The organism is Azospirillum sp. B21 (assembly GCF_008364825.1).
In the GTDB taxonomy this organism is placed as follows: Bacteria; Pseudomonadota; Alphaproteobacteria; order Azospirillales; family Azospirillaceae; genus Azospirillum.
In genome coordinates, this window is sequence record NZ_VTTO01000002.1 from 579,848 (window position 1) to 598,066 (window position 18,219).

General features: G+C 68.6%; 16 protein-coding genes. 2 read left to right on the forward strand and 14 right to left on the reverse strand.

The annotated features are described in order from the left end of the window. Positions 1 to 9 precede the first annotated feature (9 nt). The 4 genes from FZ983_RS07400 to uxaC form a co-directional block, all read right to left on the reverse strand. On the reverse strand, positions 10 to 930 hold the full coding sequence (locus FZ983_RS07400) for a sugar kinase (protein WP_149222907.1): 921 nt from the start codon (positions 928 to 930) through the stop codon (positions 10 to 12). 43 nt (positions 931 to 973) lie between these two features. Further along, positions 974 to 1,960: a DMT family transporter gene (locus FZ983_RS07405; RefSeq protein ID WP_149222908.1), complete on the reverse strand. Its 987-nt coding sequence runs from the start codon at positions 1,958 to 1,960 to the stop codon at positions 974 to 976. Between the two features lie 42 nt (positions 1,961 to 2,002). Next, positions 2,003 to 3,526, reverse strand: a complete 1,524-nt coding sequence (locus tag FZ983_RS07410) for an altronate dehydratase family protein (RefSeq protein WP_149222909.1) — start codon at positions 3,524 to 3,526, stop codon at positions 2,003 to 2,005. A 174-nt stretch (positions 3,527 to 3,700) separates the two neighbouring features. Next, the gene (gene uxaC, locus FZ983_RS07415) at positions 3,701 to 5,101 is read right to left on the reverse strand and encodes a glucuronate isomerase (protein WP_149222910.1); all 1,401 of its coding nucleotides are present in this window, start codon (positions 5,099 to 5,101) and stop codon (positions 3,701 to 3,703) included. A gap of 310 nt (positions 5,102 to 5,411) precedes the next feature. Here uxaC and FZ983_RS07420 point away from each other — a divergent pair, with 310 nt between their 5' ends. Beyond that, positions 5,412 to 6,194, forward strand: a complete 783-nt coding sequence (locus FZ983_RS07420) for a GntR family transcriptional regulator (RefSeq protein WP_149223081.1) — start codon at positions 5,412 to 5,414, stop codon at positions 6,192 to 6,194. Positions 6,195 to 6,257: 63 nt separating this feature from the next. Here the strand turns inward: FZ983_RS07420 and FZ983_RS07425 are convergent, their stop codons facing one another. From FZ983_RS07425 to kduI, 3 genes are all read right to left on the reverse strand, one after another. Then, a complete protein-coding gene (locus tag FZ983_RS07425; protein ID WP_149222911.1) occupies positions 6,258 to 6,635 on the reverse strand; it encodes a cupin domain-containing protein in 378 nt (125 codons plus the stop codon). Positions 6,636 to 6,708: 73 nt separating this feature from the next. After that, on the reverse strand, positions 6,709 to 7,482 hold the full coding sequence (gene kduD, locus FZ983_RS07430; RefSeq protein ID WP_149222912.1) for a 2-dehydro-3-deoxy-D-gluconate 5-dehydrogenase KduD: 774 nt from the start codon (positions 7,480 to 7,482) through the stop codon (positions 6,709 to 6,711). A 14-nt stretch (positions 7,483 to 7,496) separates the two neighbouring features. After that, on the reverse strand, positions 7,497 to 8,333 hold the full coding sequence (kduI, locus tag FZ983_RS07435; RefSeq protein ID WP_149222913.1) for a 5-dehydro-4-deoxy-D-glucuronate isomerase: 837 nt from the start codon (positions 8,331 to 8,333) through the stop codon (positions 7,497 to 7,499). Between the two features lie 238 nt (positions 8,334 to 8,571). On the opposite strand from kduI, the gene FZ983_RS07440 reads away from it, so the two are divergent. Further along, positions 8,572 to 9,018 (forward strand): methylglyoxal synthase, encoded by a 447-nt coding sequence (locus tag FZ983_RS07440; protein ID WP_149222914.1) that lies wholly within the window; start codon positions 8,572 to 8,574, stop codon positions 9,016 to 9,018. A gap of 22 nt (positions 9,019 to 9,040) precedes the next feature. Here FZ983_RS07440 and FZ983_RS07445 read toward each other — a convergent pair whose 3' ends face one another. The 7 genes from FZ983_RS07445 to FZ983_RS07475 form a co-directional block, all read right to left on the reverse strand. Beyond that, complete coding sequence (locus FZ983_RS07445; protein WP_149222915.1) at positions 9,041 to 9,799, reverse strand: GntR family transcriptional regulator; 759 nt, start codon at positions 9,797 to 9,799, stop codon at positions 9,041 to 9,043. A gap of 169 nt (positions 9,800 to 9,968) precedes the next feature. Continuing rightward, entirely contained in the window at positions 9,969 to 10,985 is a 1,017-nt protein-coding gene (locus tag FZ983_RS07450) for an ABC transporter substrate-binding protein (protein WP_149222916.1), read from the reverse strand. Positions 10,986 to 11,036: 51 nt separating this feature from the next. Next, the gene (locus FZ983_RS07455) at positions 11,037 to 12,167 is read right to left on the reverse strand and encodes an ABC transporter permease (protein ID WP_149222917.1); all 1,131 of its coding nucleotides are present in this window, start codon (positions 12,165 to 12,167) and stop codon (positions 11,037 to 11,039) included. Beyond that, complete coding sequence (locus tag FZ983_RS07460) at positions 12,164 to 13,036, reverse strand: ABC transporter permease (RefSeq protein ID WP_149222918.1); 873 nt, start codon at positions 13,034 to 13,036, stop codon at positions 12,164 to 12,166. Before FZ983_RS07460 ends, FZ983_RS07455 begins: the two co-directional genes overlap by 4 nt. After that, positions 13,026 to 13,868, reverse strand: a complete 843-nt coding sequence (locus tag FZ983_RS07465) for an ABC transporter ATP-binding protein (protein WP_149222919.1) — start codon at positions 13,866 to 13,868, stop codon at positions 13,026 to 13,028. The genes FZ983_RS07460 and FZ983_RS07465 overlap by 11 nt, the downstream gene beginning before the upstream one ends. Before the next feature lie 268 nt (positions 13,869 to 14,136). Continuing rightward, entirely contained in the window at positions 14,137 to 15,351 is a 1,215-nt protein-coding gene (locus FZ983_RS07470; RefSeq protein WP_149222920.1) for a threonine ammonia-lyase, read from the reverse strand. Further along, the gene (locus FZ983_RS07475) at positions 15,348 to 18,161 is read right to left on the reverse strand and encodes a penicillin acylase family protein (RefSeq protein WP_149222921.1); all 2,814 of its coding nucleotides are present in this window, start codon (positions 18,159 to 18,161) and stop codon (positions 15,348 to 15,350) included. The genes FZ983_RS07470 and FZ983_RS07475 overlap by 4 nt, the downstream gene beginning before the upstream one ends. Between the last annotated feature and the right edge of the window lie 58 nt (positions 18,162 to 18,219).

Below are 18,219 nucleotides of genomic sequence, written 5' to 3' on the forward strand. Positions count from 1 at the left end.
TACCGCCGATCAGGCCGGCATCGCCTCGCGCGGGATGATGGCGCCGCGGTGCTGGATGACGGCGGCGGCCAGCCTGTGGGCGGCGCGGGCGGCGTCGACCGGGCCTTCGCCGCGCAGGCGGGCGGCAAGATAGCCGGCGCTGAAGCTGTCGCCGGCCGCCGTGGTGTCGACCACCGTGGCGACCTTCTGCGCCGGAACCTCGACGGCTTCGCCGTTCTCGATCACCACGCAGCCGGGCTGCTCCAGCTTCAGGACGATCTCGGTGACGCCTGCGTCGCGGACGCGGGCCAGCACGGCGTCGGCATCGGCGTCGCCATAGAGGTCGCGCAGGTCGGTGACGCCGGGCAGGGCGATGTCGGTCAGCCGCAGCATGCTGTCGAAGGCGGTGCGGGCGGTCTCGATGTCCGGCCACAGGCGCGGGCGCCAGTTGGTGTCGAAGGCGACCTTGCCGCCGCGCGCCCGCACCCGCTCCAACACCTCGAACAGCCGCTCGCGGCCCTGTTCGCCCAGGATGGCGATGCTGATGCCGGACAGGTAGACGATGCCGTAGCCCTCCAGCGCCTTGGACAGTTCCGGCGTCTGGGGCAGGGCGAACAGTTCGCGCGCTGGGGCCTTGTCGCGCCAGTAGAGGAAGCGGCGCTCGCCGCTGGCGTCCGTCTCGATCAGGTAGAGGCCGGGCAGGCGGTTCGGCACCCGCAGGACGTGGGACGTGCCGACGCCTTCCGCCGCCCAGGCGGCCACCATGCCGTCGCTGATGCTATCGTCGCCGAGAGCAGTGACATAGTCGACCGGCGTGCCCAGCCGCGCCAGATAGACCGCGGTGTTCAGCGTGTCGCCGCCGAAACCCATGGTCAGCGACCCGTCCGGCCGCCGGAACATCTCGATCATGCATTCGCCGAGCGCGGCGACGCGGTTGGGCGTGTCGGTCATGTTTATTCTCCACAAGCCGGGGATCGCCCCGGCGAAACCTTGGTCATGCATCCGCGGCGCGGCGCTGTTGCGCCCGCATCCGTTCGCGGTGCGCGGTGTAGAGGCCGCTGGCGATGATCACGCCCGTGCCGGCGAAGGTCCAATGGTCGGGCACCGCGCCGAAGACGAGGAATCCCAGCGCGGTGGACCAGATCAGCTGGACGTAGGTGAAGGGCGCCAGCACCGATGCTTCGCCCTGGCGGTAGGCCAGGATCAGCAGCCATTGTGCCAGGGTGTAGATCAGCCCGATGAAGGCCCCGAGCAGCATTTCCCATGGCGTCGGCCATGCCGCGTGCAGGGGAAGCAGCACGGTCAGCACGATCAGGCCGGTGAGCGCGCTCCACACCATGGTGGTCAGCGGGTTCTCCTGCACCGTCATCTTGCGCGTCGCCACCAGGCCCAAAGCCCAGCTGAAGGCGGTCAGGATCGGCAGCAGCGAGGCGGCCTGGAAACCGTCCGCCCCCGGCCGGATGACGATGATGACGCCGGCCAGCCCGACCAGCAGCGCCACCCAGCGGCGGATGCCGACCGTCTCCTTCAGCAGCAGGATCGACAGCGCGGTGACGAAGACGGGGGAGACGAAGCTGATCGCCGCGGCCTCGGCCAGCGGCAGATGCTGCATCGCCATGATGAAGAACAGCGCCGAGCCCAGCATGCCGAGCCCCCGCACGACCTGCAGCCCCGGCCGCGTCGTCTTCAGCACCCTGAGCGAGCCGCCGCGCAGAGCCAGCGGCATCACCAGGGCGGTGAAGACGACATAGCGCATCCAGGCGATCTCGACCGGCGGCAGGGTCCGGGCGAGATACTTCGCCGTGACGTCCGAGCAGGACAGGCAGGCCACGCCAAGCACCACCAGCAGAATCGCCCGCATCGGCTCCGTGCCCTTGGCGCCCGACCCGGCCGCTGGATTGACCGTCGGCTGGATCGGGGTCTGCGGGGCGTTCACCGGCTCGGGACCGGCTTCGGTGCGGGGGATGGAACTGTCGGGCATGGCGCCGGCTCGTCATCGGTCATGGAAAATGGGGCGGACCCCTTACATAACCGCTCCCATCTGCCAAGGAGCGAATTCATCGGCGCCGACGCCGAGTTCCTCGCTCTTGGTCTTGCGGCCCGACGCGGTGTCGAGCACGAGTTGGAAGATCGCGCGGCCGATTTCCTCGATGGAGGCGTCGCCGCTGGCGATGGCGCCGCAATCGATGTCCATGTCGTCCGGCATCTTGCGGAACAGTTCGCTGTTGGTCGCCAGCTTCAGGCTGGGCGTCGGCTTGCAGCCGAAGACCGAACCGCGGCCGGTGGTGAAGCACAGCACGTTGGCGCCGCCCGCCACCTGCCCGGTCGCCGACACCGGGTCGTAGCCGGGGGTGTCCATGAAGACGAAGCCCTTGTCGGTGATCGGCTCGGCATAGCGGTAGACGGCGGTCATCGGCGTGGTGCCGCCCTTGGCGACCGCACCCAGCGACTTCTCCAGGATGGTGGTCAGGCCGCCCTTCTTGTTGCCGGGCGACGGGTTGTTGTTCATCTCGCCGCCGGTGCGGCTGGTGTATTCCTCCCACCAGCCGATGCGCTCGACCAGCGCCTCGCCCACCTCGCGGCGGACGGCGCGGCGGGTCAGCAGATGCTCGGCGCCATAGACCTCCGGCGTCTCGCTCAGCACCGCAGTGCCGCCGTTGCGGACCAGCAGGTCGACGGCATAGCCCAGCGCCGGGTTGGCGGTGATGCCCGAATAGCCGTCGGAGCCGCCGCACTGCAGAGCCAGCGTCAGGTGGCTGGCCGGCAGGGTCTGGCGGGTGACGTCGTTGATCTCCGGCAGCAGCGCCTCGATCCGGCGGATGCCTTCGCGGGCCGCCGCGGCGGTGCCGCCCATGTCCTGGATGCCGATGGGGATGACGCGGGATCCTGCCTCCAGGCCGGTGGCCTCCATCAGCTTGTCGATCTGGTTCACCTCGCAGCCGAGGCCCAGCAGGATCACCGCGGCGAAGTTCGGATGGCGGGCATAGCCGGCGATGGTCCGGCGCAGCGTGTCCATCACCTCGCCGCTGCCGGCCATGCCGCAGCCGTAGCCGTGGGTCAGGGCGACGACGCCGTCGATGTTGGGATAGGCGGCCAGCGCGGAGCCACGGAAATGGTCGGCGATCATCCGCGCCGCGGTGGCGGAGCAGTTCACCGAGGTCAGCACGCCGATGTAGTTGCGGGTGGCGACGCGGCCGTCGGCGCGAACGATGCCCTGGAAGGTGGCGCGCTCGGCCTCCGGGATCATTTCCACCGGATGGACGTCGGCGCCGAAGGCGTAATCGCGCTCGAAATCGCTGCCCATGCCCATGTTGTGGACGTGGACATGGTCGCCCGGCTGGATGGCCGCGGTGGCGAAGCCGATGACCTGATTGTACTTGCGCACCGGCTCGCCCGGTGCGATGGCGCGCACCGCGACCTTGTGCCCGGCCGGCACCGGCCCGGTGGTCGCGACATCAGTGCCGGGCAGGGCGGTGCCGGGCTCCAGGTCGGCGCCGGCGACGACGACGTTGTCGGCGGGGTGCAGGCGGATGGTCAGCGATGCCATGGGAAGATGTCCTTAAGGCGCGGGAGACTTAAGATCCCCTCTCCCCCCCGGGGAGAGGGTTAGGGTGAGGGGGAAGCGTGGCGGGACCTTTGGGAAAATCCTGCGGTGCATCCCCCCCACCCCGACCCTCTCCCCGGGGGGGAGAGGGGGATCTCGGCGTTACAGCTCAACCAATCACAGCTTGTAGGCGTTCTTGGCGAGGCGGTAGGCGAGGTCGACGGCCAGTTCCGCCGCCTCGTCTTCGTCCATCCGGTGCTCCGCGACCAGACGGGCGAGGAAGCTGCAATCGACGCGGCGCGACACGTCATGGCGGGCCGGGATCGAGCAGAAGGCGCGGGTGTCGTCGTTGAAGCCGACCGTGTTGTAGAAGCCGGCAGTCTCCGTGATCATCTCGCGGTAACGGCGCATGCCCTCGGGGCTGTCGTGGAACCACCAGGCCGGGCCGACGCGCAGCGCCGGGTAATGGCCGGCCAGTGGCGCCAGCTCGCGGGAATAGCTGTCCTCGTCCAGCGTGAACAGGATGATGGTCAGGTCGCGCTCGTTGCCGAAGCGGTCGAGCAGCGGCTTCAGCGCCCGCACATATTCGGTGCCGACCGGGATGTCGGCGCCCTTGTCGCGGCCGAAACGCTCGAACAGGCGGGTGTTGTGGTTGCGGAAGGAACCGGGGTGGATCTGCATGACCAGACCGTCCTCCAGGCTCATCCGCGCCATTTCGGTCAGCATCTGGGCACGGAACAGCTCGGCCTCCTCGGCCGTGGCGCCGCCGCGGCGGACGATGTCGAACAGCTTGGCGGCTTCGGCGGGAGCCAGATCGGCGGTCGCCGCCGTCGGGTGGCCGTGGTCGGTCGAAGTGGCGCCGAAGCTCTTGAAATACAGGCGGCGGTCGGCCAGCGCGGCGAGATAGCCGTCCCAGGTCGCGGTGTCCTTGCCGGTGATGCGGGCCAGCTCGGCGAGGTTCTCGCGGAAGCCCTCGAACTCCGGATCGACGACCGGGTCGGGACGGAAGGCGGTGATGACCAGGCCCTTCCAGCCGCTCTCGCGGATCGCCTTGTGGTGCTCCAGCCTGTCGAGCGGCGATTCGGTGGTCGCCAGCACTTCCAGGTTGAAGCGCTCGAACAGGGCGCGCGGACGGAACTCCGGCTTGCCCAGGCACTCCTCGATCTGGTCGTAGATGCGGTCGGCACTGTCGGCGCTAAGGCGCTCGGTGACGCCGAACACGGTCTCGAAGGCGTGGGTCAGCCACATCGACGTCGGCGTGCCGCGGAACAGGTGCCAGTTGGAGGCCAGCAGGCGCCAGATGGCGCGATTGTCGGACGAGGTCTCCCCGCCGTCCTTGCGCGGCACGCCCAGCTGCTCCAGCGGAATTCCCTGGCTGTACAGCATGCGGAAGGCATAATGGTCGGGCTTGACGAACAGGCTCGCCGGGTCGGGGAACGCCTCATCCTTCGCGAACCAGGACGGATCGGTGTGGCCGTGCGGGCTGATGATCGGCAGGGCGCTGACTTCGCCGTAGAGGCGCCGCGCGATGGAGCGCTGCGTCGGGTCGCTCGGGAACAGACGGTCGGGGTGAAGCATCGGAAGCCTCTGCGCTGCAAGAGAGTGACAAAAGCAGGGTGGGGAGAAGGCGGGGTCCGTGCGGGGGACCGTCCCTACCGGCTGGCCGTATAATATTAATATATCAGATATGATTGCAAGCCCAATCGTTCCCATGGCGGGGTGTAGATGCCAGCAAGGCCTGCGCCCAGTCGCCGCACCTGATCTGTGCAGAAGGCCGGGCGTGATGCTGGCGATGGGTTTGACCTTGGTGAAGCGGGGCGGGTAGATTGCGGGAAACGAGGAACGCCCCAGGGGCGGAAGACTGCCGCCCCGTTACATGCCTGCCGGAATGGAGCCATCGGTGAAGAAGGTCGCGACGACAGACGATGAAGGCGGCCTGGCCCCTGCAACCGCCCGCCGCGCCGCGGTCCCGGCCGCGACGGTCCGGCCGCCGCGCCGCGCCGCGACGGTGGCGTCGCGCATCTACCGCGACCTGCGGGGCGAGATCGTCTCGCTGAAGCGCAAGCCGGGCGACGCCATCGCCGAAAAGCAGATCGCCGAGACCTACGGCGTCAGCCGCACGCCGGTGCGCGAAGCGGTGCTGAAGCTGGCCGACGAGGGGCTGATCGAGATTTTCCCGCAATCCGGCACCTTCGTGGCGCGCATCCCGCTGGACGGCCTGCCGGAGGCCTTTGCCATCCGCAAGGCGCTGGAAGAGGCGACGGTGCGCTATGCCGCGGCGCGTGCCACGCGCAGCCAGATCGCAGCGCTGCGAGCCAATCTGGAGTTGCAGAAGGAGATGCAGGAGGCCGCGGATTTCCCCGGCTTCCATCAGGCCGACGAGGCGTTCCACGCTCTGGTCGCGGAGATCGCCGGCTATCCCGGATTCTGGACGCTGATCCAGCAGACCAAGGTGCAGATCGACCGCTACCGCCTGCTGACCCTGCCGGTGCTCGGCCGCGTCGCCGAGGTGATCGCCGAGCATACCGCCATTGTCGACGCCATCGCGGCCAACGATCCGGCGGCTGCCATCAAGGCGCTGGACGAGCATCTGGACGACCTGCAGATCTCGGTCGCCGACATCCGCCGCGACTATCCGCGCTACTTCACCGCACCCGGCGACCTCGCCTGACCCGATGGCAAAGGGGGCCGGGGAGGGAGGGGGCCAGTTCGGTCCCCTTTCCCCAATGGCGGTTCAAGCCTGGGTGGCGTCGGCCGCGGCGGCGTAAGCCACCGGCTCGCCCAGGAAGTCCTCGCGGATCGGCGTGAAGATGTCGAGCAGCACGCCGGGCTCCAGCGCCACCACGCCATGCAGCACGTTGGACGGCACCATATAACCGTCGCCGGTGTTCAGCCGTTTGGTGCGGCCGTCGATGGTGACGTCGAAGGACCCCTTCTCCACCACGGCGCACTGGACATGCGGATGGCGGTGCTGCGCGCCGATGGCGCCGGCCTCGAACTCCACCCGCACCATCATCATGGCGTCGTTGTAGCCGAGGATCTTGCGCCGCACCCCGTCGCCGAGATCCTGCCACGGGATATCGTCCGCGGTCACGAACACGTCGGTGGTCATTGGTCTTCTTCCTTCTTCCCCTGAGGTCCCGCCGCCGCCCCGGACGGGCGCGGCAGCGGGGGTTGGTTCCCCGTCAGCGCGCCAGCCAGCCACCATCGACCGGTAGGGTGATGCCGTGGACATAGTCGGAGGCGTCGGAGGCCAGAAACACCGCCGGGCCGGCCATGTCGGATGGCACGCTCCAGCGCCCGGCCGGGATGCGCGCCAGAATCTCGGCATTGCGCGTCTCGTCGGCACGCAGAGCCGTGGTGTTGTTGGTCTCGACATAGCCCGGAGCGATGGCGTTCACGTTGATGCCCTTGCCCGCCCATTCGCAGGCCAGAAGCTTGGTGATGCCGGCGATGCCGCTTTTGGAGGCCGTGTAGGACGGCACCCGGATGCCGCCCTGGAAGGACAACATCGAGGCGATGTTGATGATCTTGCCCTTGGCATCCTCGCCTGCGGCCCGGCGCGCGAAGACATGGCGTCCGAACGCCTGGCAGAGGAAGAACACCGACTTGATGTTGACGTTCATCACGTCGTCCCAGTCGGCTTCGGTGAAGTCGATGGAATCGGCGCGCCGGATGATGCCGGCATTGTTGACCAGGATGTCGACATGGCCGAGACCTGCGACCGCCTCCTCCATGATGCGGGGGACCGGTTCGATGCTGGTGAAGTCGGCGGAGATGGAGACGAAGCGCCGGCCGGCGCGCTCCACCATCCCTTGAGTTTCCACCGGCGGGGTGCGGCCGGCCACCGCCACGTCGGCGCCGGCCTCGGCCAGCGCCACGGCGATGGCCTGACCGATGCCGGTGTTGGCACCGGTGACCAGCGCCGTCCGGCCGGACAGGTTGAAGGACTTGCTCATGGCTGCGTCTGTCCTCAGCGCAGGCGGTCCATGGCGACGAAGTCCATGTCGGTGAAGTCCTGGTTGTCGCCGCCCATCGCCCAGATGAAGGTGTAGTTGCGGGTGCCGACGCCGGAATGGATCGACCAGGGCGGGGAGATCACGGCCTGCTCGTTGGCGACGACGATGTGGCGGGTCTGCTCCGGCTCGCCCATCAGGTGGAAGACGCGGGCGTCCTCCGGCAGGTCGAAGTAGAAATAGACCTCGCAGCGCCGGTCATGGGTGTGGCACGGCATTGTGTTCCACATGTTGTTCGGCTTCAGCACGGTCATGCCCAGCACCAACTGCGCGGTGCGGACCACGTCGGGGTGGATCATCTGGTAGATGGTGCGCTCGTTCGACTGGGCCGGGTCGCCCAGATGCACGGCCTTGGCCTGCCCGATGGAGATCTTCATCGTCTCGAACCGCGCATGGGCCGGCGTGCTGTTCAGGTAGAACTTGGCCGGCTCGCGGCGGTCCAGGCTTTCGAAGGTGACGTCCTTGCTGCCCATCGCGACATAGAGCGCATCGCGCGGCGCCAGTTCGAACACGGAGCCGTCGACGGTGACGCGGCCGGGACCGCCGACATTGACCACGCCCAGCTCGCGCCGGTCGAGGAAGTTGGGCGAGCCGATCTCCTTGGACGACACCAGCTTGACCGGGCCGGCGACCGGCATGGCGCCGCCGACGACGAAGCGGTCGACGTGGCTGTAGGTGAAGACGGTCTCGTCCGCCTCGAACAGGGTCGGAACCAGGAAGTGGTCGCGCAGCGTCTCTGAATCGAAGCTGCGCACCGCGTCGGGGTGGGAGGCGTGGCGGACGGAGATTTTCATGTCGATCGGGTCCTTCGATTTCGGGTGGGCCGGCGATACGGCAAGTCTGCCCCGATCATACTAATATACTAGTAAAACGGGCAAGCTCTAATGATGGAAAGCCGGACATTTCAGCCAACGGAGAATGCGCGACAAAATCGCGGGAATGCCGTGTCGGCCGGGTCCTGCGGGGCGCTCGCGTTGCGCCTACGGCCAATCTAATATATCAGTAGAGCGGCATTCTCCGGAGATCCAATCCATGACCGTCCAGCAGTCCCGCAAGCGCATCGCCCTCGTCGCCCACGACGCCCGCAAGGCGGATCTCATCGCCTGGATCGGTGCCAACATCGCGGTGCTGGACGGCCACGCCTATTGGGCGACCGGCACCACCGGTCAGAAGGTGCGCGCCGCCCACCCCACTCTCGACGTGACCCCGCTGAAGAGCGGCCCGCTCGGCGGCGACCAGCAGATCGGCGCCATGATCGCGGAGGGGCGGATCGACCTGCTGGTCTTCTTCGTCGATCCGATGACCGCCCAGCCGCACGACGTGGACGTGAAGGCGCTGACCCGCCTTGCCACGCTGTACAACATCCCGATGGCCTGCAACGAGGCCACCGCCGACATGATCGTATCCTCGTCCCATTTCGCCAGCGGTTACATCCCGCGCAAGGCGAGCTTCACGGATTACGAGACGCGGACGGTGTAAGGGGGCGCCCTCTCCTCCGCCGTCAGCTGGTGAAATATTGCGGATTGGTCCGCTGGACGTCGGCGATGCCCAGCTGAAGGTCGGTCAGGTGGCGGCGCAGCTCGGCGACGGCACGGTCCGGGTCGCGGGCGGCGATCGCCTCGACGACGGCGCTGTGTTCGGCAAGGGCCTTTTCCATCCGGCCGGCGACCGGAAGCGTCAGGTGGCGGTAGCGGTCGACCTGCCGCTTCACCTGCTGAGTCAACGTCCAGAAGCCGGGATAGCCCGACATCTCCGCCAGCAGCGCGTGGAAATCCTCGTCGGCATCGTGGAAGCCGTCGAAGTTGCCGGCCTCCTGCATTTCCCGCTGCAGCTCCAGGTTGGCGCGCAGGCGGGCCACCTGGCTGCCGGTCGCCTGTTCGGCGGCATAGCGCACCGTCGCCTCTTCCAGCGCGCGGCGGATGGCGATGGCTTCGGGCAAGGCGCTCAAGGGAATGCGGGCGACGAAGGTGCCGGACTGCGGGAACACCTCCACCAGCCCTTCGTCAGCCAGCTTCAGCATCGCCTCGCGCACGGGCGTGCGGCTGACGCCGTAGGTATCGGCCACTTCCTTCTCGATCAGCGGTTCGCCCGGCTTGCGGCGCAATGAGACGATGTCGTCGCGCAGGTCGCGGTAGATGGTGCCCGACACGGTGGCGCCGCGATGGGCCGGCCTTGCGGTGGCGCTGGCGGGCCGGCGGCGACGGCGGCGCGCCGGTGCGGCCGCGTCCGCCAGATTCATATCGCCCGCGTTGGAGTCCATGTTCTATCCGTTCATGTCAGCGGCGTGACGCCGTGCTTACTAATATATCTCTTGCGCTCCTCATGCGGAAAGTCTTTTACCGGCAGAAATGCACGTCTGTCTTGTGCAGACGGGGACGGAAAAGCAGAAGGGGTGGCGGACCACCCCTTCTTTCCGGCCTTTGGCAGCCTTACAGCTTGGCCGCCGCGTCGAACACTGCGTGGCTGTAGGCGCCTTCCGGCTTCTTGGAGATCACCGGCGCCGAGGCGCCCGACATCAGGATGTCCACCGTGCGGTTGAAGTCGGCCGGGTCGAGATAGCCGGTTCCCTTGGCGCCGCCCTCGATCAGCTTGGCGACCTCCTGCATCATTGTGGTCTGGTGTTCCTCGGTCTGGGCGCCGGTGGTGTCGTTCTCCAGCACGATCTTCACCGCCTCCGCCTGGTTCTTGGCGGCATATTCCCAGCCCTTGGCGGAAGCCTTGACGAATTTCGCCAGCTTTTCGACGATCTTGGGATCGGACAGCGACTTCTCCGTGGCGTAGAGCCCATCCTCCAGCGTCGCGACGCCCTGGTCCTGGTATTTGAAGACGGTCAGTTCGTCGGCCTTCATGCCGGCCTCGATCAGTTGCCAGTACTCGTTGTAGGTCATGGTGGAGATGCAGGCCGCCTGCTTCTGCAGCAGCGGATCGACGTTGAAGCCCTGCTTCAGCACCTTCACGTCGGGGTTGGAGCCGGAGGTGGAATAGCCCAGCTTGCTCATCCAGGACAGGAACGGATATTCGTTGCCGGAGAACCAGACGCCCAGGGTGTTGCCCTTGAAGTCCTTCGGATCCTTGATGTTGGCGTCCTTGCGGCAGGTCAGCATCATGCCGGACTTCTGGAACATCTGGGCGATGTTGACCAGCGGCACGCCCTTTTCCCGGCTGGCGAGCGCCGACGGCATCCAATCGACGATCACGTCGGCGCCGCCGGCGGCGATGACCTGGGTCGGGTTGATGTCGGGGCCGCCGGCCTTGATGGTGACGTCCAGCCCGGCGTCCTTGTAGAAGCCCTTGGCCGCCGCGACGTAATAGCCGGCGAACTGGGCCTGGGTGACCCATTTCAGCTGCAGCGTCAGCGCATCGGCGGCGGCGGCCGGCGCACCCCAGCCGGCGAGGCCGGTGAGCGCGGTGGCGGCGAGCAGGACGGCGGAGGCAAGGGTCTTCATCGCGTTCGATCCTCTTCTGGCTGGGGTTTGTTTCGGCTTGAAGGAAGGCGGTCAGCGTTTGCGCAAAGACGGGTGCCAAGCGGTGACGCGCCGCTCCGCCAGCGCCAATGCGCCGTAGAGCAGCGATCCGGTGAGTGCCGCGACGGCGATGGTCGCCCACACGACATCCAGATTCATCCGGGCGACCTGGGTGGAGATGCGGAAGCCCATCCCCACCACCGGCGTCCCGAAGAACTCGGCGACGATGGCCCCGATCAGGGCCAAGGTTGAGTTGATCTTCAGTCCGTTGAACAAAAAGGGCAAGGCGCAGGGAAGCCGCAGCATCGCCAGCGTGCGCCAGTAACCGGCGCCGTAGGACCGCATCAGGTCCAACTGGATGCGCTCGGCGCTCTGCAGCCCGGCCAGCGTGTTGATCAGCATGGGGAAGAAGGTCATCACCACGATGACGGCGGCCTTGGACTGCCAGTCGAAGCCGAACCACATCACCATGATCGGCGCGATGCCCACCACCGGCACCGCGCTGGCGAGATTGCCGAGCGGCAGCAGCCCGCGCGCCAGGAAGGGCACCCGGTCGGCCAGGATCGCCACGAGAAAGCCGGCGCCGCAGCCGATCAGATAGCCGCGCAGGACGGAGACCAGCACCGTCTGCCTGAAATCGTCCCACAGATCGGCGGCATGAACGGCGAAGGCGGACAGCACCGTACTGGGCGGCGGCAGCAGGATGGTCGGCACCTGGAAACCGCGGGTCAGGATCTCCCACAGCATCACCAGCGCCAGCCCGAACAGGGCGGGACCGGCCAGCCGTGCCGGACCGCTGACCATCGCCAGCAGGGCCAGCACCCGCCACAGCAGCAGGGTGGCGCCGGCCAGATAGACCCACAAACCGCCGGCCTGGGCGAGGCCGTAGCCCTCCTTCAGCAGCACCAGCGGCGCGGCATAGGCGGAGGCGACCCCGGCCAGCAGGAGCAGGGCCTCCCCCAGGGCGGAGCCCGGCAGGCGGCGGCCGAGGATCGTCGCAATGGTCACGGCGAACAGGGCAAGCGCGATGGGAAGCTGTGGCAGGAACAGGGTGGTGCCGTCCAAGCCGGCGAAGGGCAGCAGCGGGGCGGCCAGCATGACGAGCGGCCAGGGCGCCATATCTGAGTGCGCCATTTGCGGGAGGGCCATGGTGGGACGCTTCATCGCGCACCTCCCCGGCCGCCCGGCACCAACGCCCGCTCGGCGAGGCCCACGGCGGCGACCAGCGTGACGCTCAGCAGCGCCGCCATCACCAGCGCGCTCCAGATCTGCACGGTCTGGCCGTAGTAGGAGCCGGACAGCAGCCGCGCGCCCAACCCAGCCTGTCCGCCGGTCGGCAGCTCCGCGACGATGGCGCCGACGACGCTGGCGGCGACCGCGATCTTCAGGCTGGTGAACAGGTAGGGCAGGGAGGCCGGCAGGCGCAGCAGCCGGAAGGTCTGGGCGGTGCCGGCGCTGTAGGTCCGCATCAGGTCCAGCGTCAGCGGATCGGCGGAGCGCAACCCCTTCACCATGCCGATGGTGATCGGAAAGAAGCACAGATACATGGCGATGATCGCCTTGGGCAGCAGCCCGGTGAAGCCCATGTTGCCGAGGATCACCACGATCATTGGCGCGATGGCCAGGATCGGCACGGTCTGGGACGCGATGACCCAGGGCAGCAGGCTCGATTCCAGGGTGCGCGCCTGGACGATCCCCGCCGCCAAAGCCACCCCCAGAACCACCCCCATGCCGAAGCCGGCGAGCGCCGCCCCGGCAGTAACGCCGGTGTGGTAGAGCAGGTTGCGGATGCTGGTCACCGGATGGCCGGTCAGGGAGGTGTAGAGGTCCAGCGCCACCTGATCCGGCGTCGGCAGGATCGGCCGCTTCATCGCCAGCGTGGCGCGGATCAGGTCTGCGGTGGTCCAGCTTTGGCCGGCGCGGTTCAGCGCATCCGTCGCCATCGGCGCGTTCAGCCAGACGGCGCCGATGTACCACAGCGCCAGCACCGCCAGCGCCATCACCACCACCGGCAAGGAGCCCTTAGTCGTCATAGCTGTGGCCCTCCATCAGCCCTTCGCGGACGCGGTGGGCGATGCGCTGGAACTCCGGGCTTTCGCGGATGTCCAGCGTGCGCTCGCGCGGCAGGTCGCCGTCGCAGTCGATGACGTCGAGGATGCGGCCGGGGCGCGGGCTCATCACCACGATGCGGGTGGACAGGAACACCGCCTCGGCGATGGAATGGGTGACGAAGATGCAGGTCTTGCGGGTGCCGAGCCACAGGCGGGTGAGCTGCAGGTTCAGGTGGTCGCGGGTGATCTCGTCCAGCGCGCCGAACGGCTCGTCCATCAGAAGCAGGTCGGGGTTGAAGGCGAGGGCGCGGGCGATGGACACGCGCTGCTGCATGCCGCCGGACAGCTGCCAGGGGAATTTGCGCTCGAAGCCCGACAGCCCGACCAGTTCCAGTTGTTCGCGGGCGCGCTGCTGCCGCTCGGCCTTGGGCAATCCCATGATCTCCAGCGGCAGCGTGACATTGCGCTCTACCGTACGCCAGGGATAGAGCGCCGGGGCCTGGAAGACATAGCCGTAGGCACGCTTCAGCCGTGCCTGTTCCGGCGTCATGCCGTTGACCGTCACCTCGCCGGAGGTCGGCTGTTCCAGGTCGGCGACCACCCGCATCAGCGTGGTCTTGCCGCAGCCGCTGGGGCCGATCAGCGAGATGAAGTCGCCCTTGGCAATCGACAGGCTGACGTCGCTCAGCGCGTAGACCGGATGATCGGCGGCCTGATAGGTCAGGGTCAGGTTGCGGATGTCGACGATGGTGCGCGGCGCCGGTTCGGCGGCCGGCGGAACCAGAGTGAGCGGTGCGGGCTGGGCGGCTGGCACGGCGTTCGTCCCTTCGCGTTGGCGTCTCTCGCGGGGAACGGAAGCAAGAAGTGAGCCACACGGGGCGAGGGGGGCGGTGTAAAGGGGCAGCGCTTTGTTTTCACTGCGGGAAAACCTGTCTGCCGGGACAGGAACTGACGGGATGGACAATGTTCGGGCCGGGCGCTGCTCCGGCAGACGCACAATTTTCGGGCCGGACCTGTCCCGTTGGTCAATTTTCAGGCAGTGGAAGGAGTACCCTCTCCCGTCGCGGGAGAGGGTGTGGTGCTCACCCCACCTCGACCATCAGCGTGGTCGGGTAGCCGGCGTCCTTCATGCGGGCGATCAGGGTCTCGACATGGGTCTGGTTGCGGGTTTCCAGGACCACGTCGACCTCCGCCATCTTCACCGGCACATTGTGGAACAGCCGCTGGTGGTGGACCTCGACGATGTTGGCGCCGGCCTCGCCCAGCAGGCGGGTGACGCGGGCGAGCGCGCCGGGGGCGTCGGTGATGCCGATGCGCAGGCGGACGATGCGGCCCTCATAGACCAGCCCGCGCATCAGCACCTGGGCCATGATGCGGGAGTCGATGTTGCCGCCCGACAGCACGATGCCGACCTTGCGGCCGCGGTAGCGCTCCGGATCCTCCAGCACGGCGGCCAGCGCCGCGGCGCCGGCCCCCTCGGCGACCTGCTTCTGCACGGTGGCGAGGCGGTAGACCGCTTCCTCCAGCCGCGCCTCGCCCACCTCCACCACGTCGTCGACCAGGGCGCGGATGATCGGCAGGGTCAGGGCGCCCGGCGCCTTCACCGCGATGCCCTCCGCCACCGTGGCGCCGCCGCAGGTGATCGGCTGTCCAGCCAGCGCCTGCCGCACGGCGGGGTAGAGGCTGCACTGGACGCCGACGATCTCAAGGTCCGGCCGCAGCGCCTTGGCCGCCGTCGCCATGCCGGCGATCAGCCCGCCGCCGCCGATGGGGATCACCAGCACGTCGAGGTCCGGCACATCCTCCAGCAGCTCCAGCGCCGCGGTGCCCTGGCCGGCGGCCACCAGAGGGTCGTCATAGGGATGGACGAAGGTCAGCCCGTCGCGTGCAGCGAGGTCTTGGGCGAAGGCGGCGGCCTCGCTCAGCGTCTCACCATGCAGCTCGACGGTGGCGCCGAGATTCTCGGTGCGCTCCACCTTGGTGAAGGGGGTGAAGCCGGGCATGACGATGGTGGAGCGGATGCCGAGCCGTGTGGCGTGGCAGGCCACCGCCTGGGCATGGTTGCCGGCGGACATGGCGATGACGCCGGCGCGGCGCTCCGCCTCGCCCAGCGACAGCAGCTTGTTCAGCGCGCCGCGCTCCTTGAAGGACGACGTGGCGTGCAGGTTCTCCAGCTTCACGTGCAGCCGGCATCCCGCCATGTCCCCCAGGCGGGGCGCCTCTACCGTGGGCGTCCGGGGCAGATGCCCCGCGATGCGCGCCGCGGCGGCGCGCACGTCCTCCAGAGTTATGGTCATTTGTTGGTTGTCCCGGTGTTGCGTGGTGTGAGTGTCAGCACCTCCGCCCCTGCCGAGACCAGCGTGCCACGGTCGCCGGCCAGACGCAACGCGCCGCCGTCGCGCCACATCTCCACCAGATCGCCCCAATGGCGGGACCAGATGTTGCCGGACTGGCCGGTGGCGATCACGAAGCGGGAATTGTCCAGGTCGGCCAGATCATAGACCGCGCGGAACCCGGCGCCATGGACATGGCGGAACGGATTCGTGGCGCTGCGGATGGTCGTCGAGCCGCGGTTGACGGTGAAAAAGTCGCCGTCGGTCTCCACCGACACATCCGCCATCCCGCCGATCAGCGGCAGGCGGCCCAGCATCCGGTGGGAGAGATCGGCCTTGTGGTCGTCGCCCCAGCGCCAGCTCTTCAGGCTGGAGCCGTGGCGCTCGGCCAGCGCCGGCATCGCGCTTTCCAGCGACCGGCCGATCATGTCGGCACAGCTTTCCTTCTGCGGGGTGGTGACGTCGTCGCACCAGTCCGGCCGGTCGTGAATGACACGGCGCAGCGCCTCCGGCCGCAGATCCCAGTAGGCGGCGAAGTCGGGACCCAACTCGTCGGCGAAGACCGCCCGCACCAGTTCCCGCAGCCACATGGTGAAGATCAGCGGCTCCGGCCGCTCGCGGTCCATCCGCCCGTCCCAGCCGCGCAGCAGCGCCGCCGCATCGCCGGCAAGGCCGGGAGGGGTCGGGTATTTCAGCAGTTCCGGCAGGAAATCGCGGGCGGGCAGCGAAACGATGTCCATCTGCTGGCGCGCCACATCCTCGACGGAATGGCGCCCGGCGCCCAGCATCTCGACGATGCGCCTGGCGCGCGACGGGTCCGGCCATTCGGTGGCGAGGCGGTAGGGATAGTCGCGCCCGACCACCGCGTTGTTGGCGTTGACGAACTGGCCCGACGGCGGGTTCACCGCCTGTGGCAGCGCGTAATAGGGCAGGAAGCCGGTCCAGTCATACTCGCCGGTCCAGCCCGGAACCGGCACGCGCCCGTCGCCCTTGCGGCGGATCGGCACCCGGCCGGGGGTGATGAAGCCGACCTCCCCGCTCACGTCGGCATAGACGACATTCTGCTGCGGGGCGACATGCAGGCGCAACGCGTCGCGCGCGGCTTCCGCCGTCGCGGCATGGTTCAGGCGGTACAGTGCCTCGGCGCTGGTGTCGTCGTCGGCAAGGCCTGGGAAGGACAGCGCCAGAACCGGGCCGGCGGAGCCGTCTGCCGGTGGGGCGTCTAGGTCGGAGATGACGGGTCCGTGGCGCGTGCCGCGCACGGTCAGCGTCTGCGGCGCCTCGTCGGCGACGGCGATGGTCTCGGCCCGCGTCTCGAAGGGCTCGCTGCCGTCGGGGGTCAGATAGCGGCTCGGGTCCCGCGGATCCGGTTTCTCGACGAACAGGTCCTGGGTGTCGCTGTGGGTGGTGGTGAAGCCCCAGGCGACCTTGCCGTTGTGGCCGAGGATGGTCAGCGGCACGCCCGGCACCGTCGCCCCGGCGCTGGTGAAGCCCGGCGTCACGATGCGGGCGAGATACCAGAGGATCGGCGCCTCCAGCCCCAGATGCGGGTCGTTGGCGAGGATCGGCTTGCCGGTGGTGGTGCGCGCACCGGTCAGCACCCATTCGTTGGAGGCGGTGTCGAAGCCCATCTGCGGCAAGGCCGCCAGGGTGCGGCGCACCATCTCCCGCATGTCCATGCCGCGCAGCTCGCCGGCCAGCGTGGTAGGGGCACCGGGGGTGTCGGACGGGAACAGGTCGTCGATCTGCTGCGGCGACAGACGCTCCATCACGCGGGAGCGGAACAGCTCGTCTCGGTAATTGGCGGACAGCTGCAGCGCCATCAGCTTGGCCCAGACCAGGCTGTCGGCGACGGTCCAGGGCTCCGGCGTGTGGCGCAGAAGCTGGAATTCGAGCGGCAGCGCTTCGGAGCGCGTCTCAAGATAGGCGTTCACGCCCTCGGCATAGGCGTCGAAGGCGGCGCGGGCGTCGGGCGACAGGGTGGCGGCCATCGCCTCGGCCGAACGGCGGACCCCCAGCGTGCGCATCAAACGGTCGGTGCGTAGCGCGAAGTCGCCGTACTTGACGCCGATCAGCTCGGCCAAGCGGCCGGCGCCGGCCCGGCGCATCGTCTCCATCTGCCACAGCCGGTCCTGGGCATGGGCATAGCCAAGCGCGCGGTAGGCGTCGCGCTCCGTCGCGGCGAAGATGTGGACGACGCCCCGGTCGTCGCGGACGATCTCCGCCGGGGCGCCGCTGCCGGGGATGGCGACGGTGCCGCTGGTCTGCGGCTGCTGCGCCCGCATCCACAGATAGGTGCCGAGCAGAGCCACCGGCGGCAGCAGCACCAGCAATCCTGCGACCGCGGCGACCTTGCCCCAGCGCCCGCGCGGCAGGCGGAAACGCGGACGGTTCGGCGGAGGCGCGGCATAGGGAGGCTGCGTGCCGTAGGCCGGCTGCCCGGCATAGGGCGGCACGGGCGGCGGCACGGGCTGCTGCGGATAGGGGGGCGGGGCGGGCGGATAGCTGCCGGGTGGGTAGCCGCCTGGGGGATAGCCGCCTGGGGGATAGCCGTTCGACGGATCGACCGGCTGCTGCGGCGCCTGCGGATAGGGGGTGCCGGGATAGGGCGCGCCCGGATATGGGACCGGCCCCTGCTGCGGCTGATGCGGCGGATAGCCGGCGGGGGGAGGCGCGGCAGGCGGAGGAGCGGGGCGGGACAGCGCCCGCGCCAGGGCGGCGCGGAGGTGGAAAGCGCAGGTCTCGCCGGCGCGGATCAGGGAACGGCGCAGCATCACGGTCCGTGGGAGAAAATGGGGCGGCGACGGGCGGGGGCCGCCGGAGGCTCGTTCG

Bases quoted from the DNA above. Each gene is read 5' to 3' on its own strand.
- FZ983_RS07400 (WP_149222907.1), bottom strand. From the start codon at position 930: ATGACCGACACGCCCAACCGCGTCGCCGCGCTCGGCGAATGCATGATC.
- FZ983_RS07405 (WP_149222908.1), bottom strand. From the start codon at position 1,960: ATGCCCGACAGTTCCATCCCCCGCACCGAAGCCGGTCCCGAGCCGGTG.
- FZ983_RS07410 (WP_149222909.1), bottom strand. From the start codon at position 3,526: ATGGCATCGCTGACCATCCGCCTGCACCCCGCCGACAACGTCGTCGTC.
- uxaC (WP_149222910.1), bottom strand. From the start codon at position 5,101: ATGCTTCACCCCGACCGTCTGTTCCCGAGCGACCCGACGCAGCGCTCC.
- FZ983_RS07420 (WP_149223081.1), top strand. From the start codon at position 5,412: ATGGAGCCATCGGTGAAGAAGGTCGCGACGACAGACGATGAAGGCGGC.
- FZ983_RS07425 (WP_149222911.1), bottom strand. From the start codon at position 6,635: ATGACCACCGACGTGTTCGTGACCGCGGACGATATCCCGTGGCAGGAT.
- kduD (WP_149222912.1), bottom strand. From the start codon at position 7,482: ATGAGCAAGTCCTTCAACCTGTCCGGCCGGACGGCGCTGGTCACCGGT.
- kduI (WP_149222913.1), bottom strand. From the start codon at position 8,333: ATGAAAATCTCCGTCCGCCACGCCTCCCACCCCGACGCGGTGCGCAGC.
- FZ983_RS07440 (WP_149222914.1), top strand. From the start codon at position 8,572: ATGACCGTCCAGCAGTCCCGCAAGCGCATCGCCCTCGTCGCCCACGAC.
- FZ983_RS07445 (WP_149222915.1), bottom strand. From the start codon at position 9,799: ATGGACTCCAACGCGGGCGATATGAATCTGGCGGACGCGGCCGCACCG.
- FZ983_RS07450 (WP_149222916.1), bottom strand. From the start codon at position 10,985: ATGAAGACCCTTGCCTCCGCCGTCCTGCTCGCCGCCACCGCGCTCACC.
- FZ983_RS07455 (WP_149222917.1), bottom strand. From the start codon at position 12,167: ATGAAGCGTCCCACCATGGCCCTCCCGCAAATGGCGCACTCAGATATG.
- FZ983_RS07460 (WP_149222918.1), bottom strand. From the start codon at position 13,036: ATGACGACTAAGGGCTCCTTGCCGGTGGTGGTGATGGCGCTGGCGGTG.
- FZ983_RS07470 (WP_149222920.1), bottom strand. From the start codon at position 15,351: ATGACCATAACTCTGGAGGACGTGCGCGCCGCCGCGGCGCGCATCGCG.
- FZ983_RS07475 (WP_149222921.1), bottom strand. From the start codon at position 18,161: ATGCTGCGCCGTTCCCTGATCCGCGCCGGCGAGACCTGCGCTTTCCAC.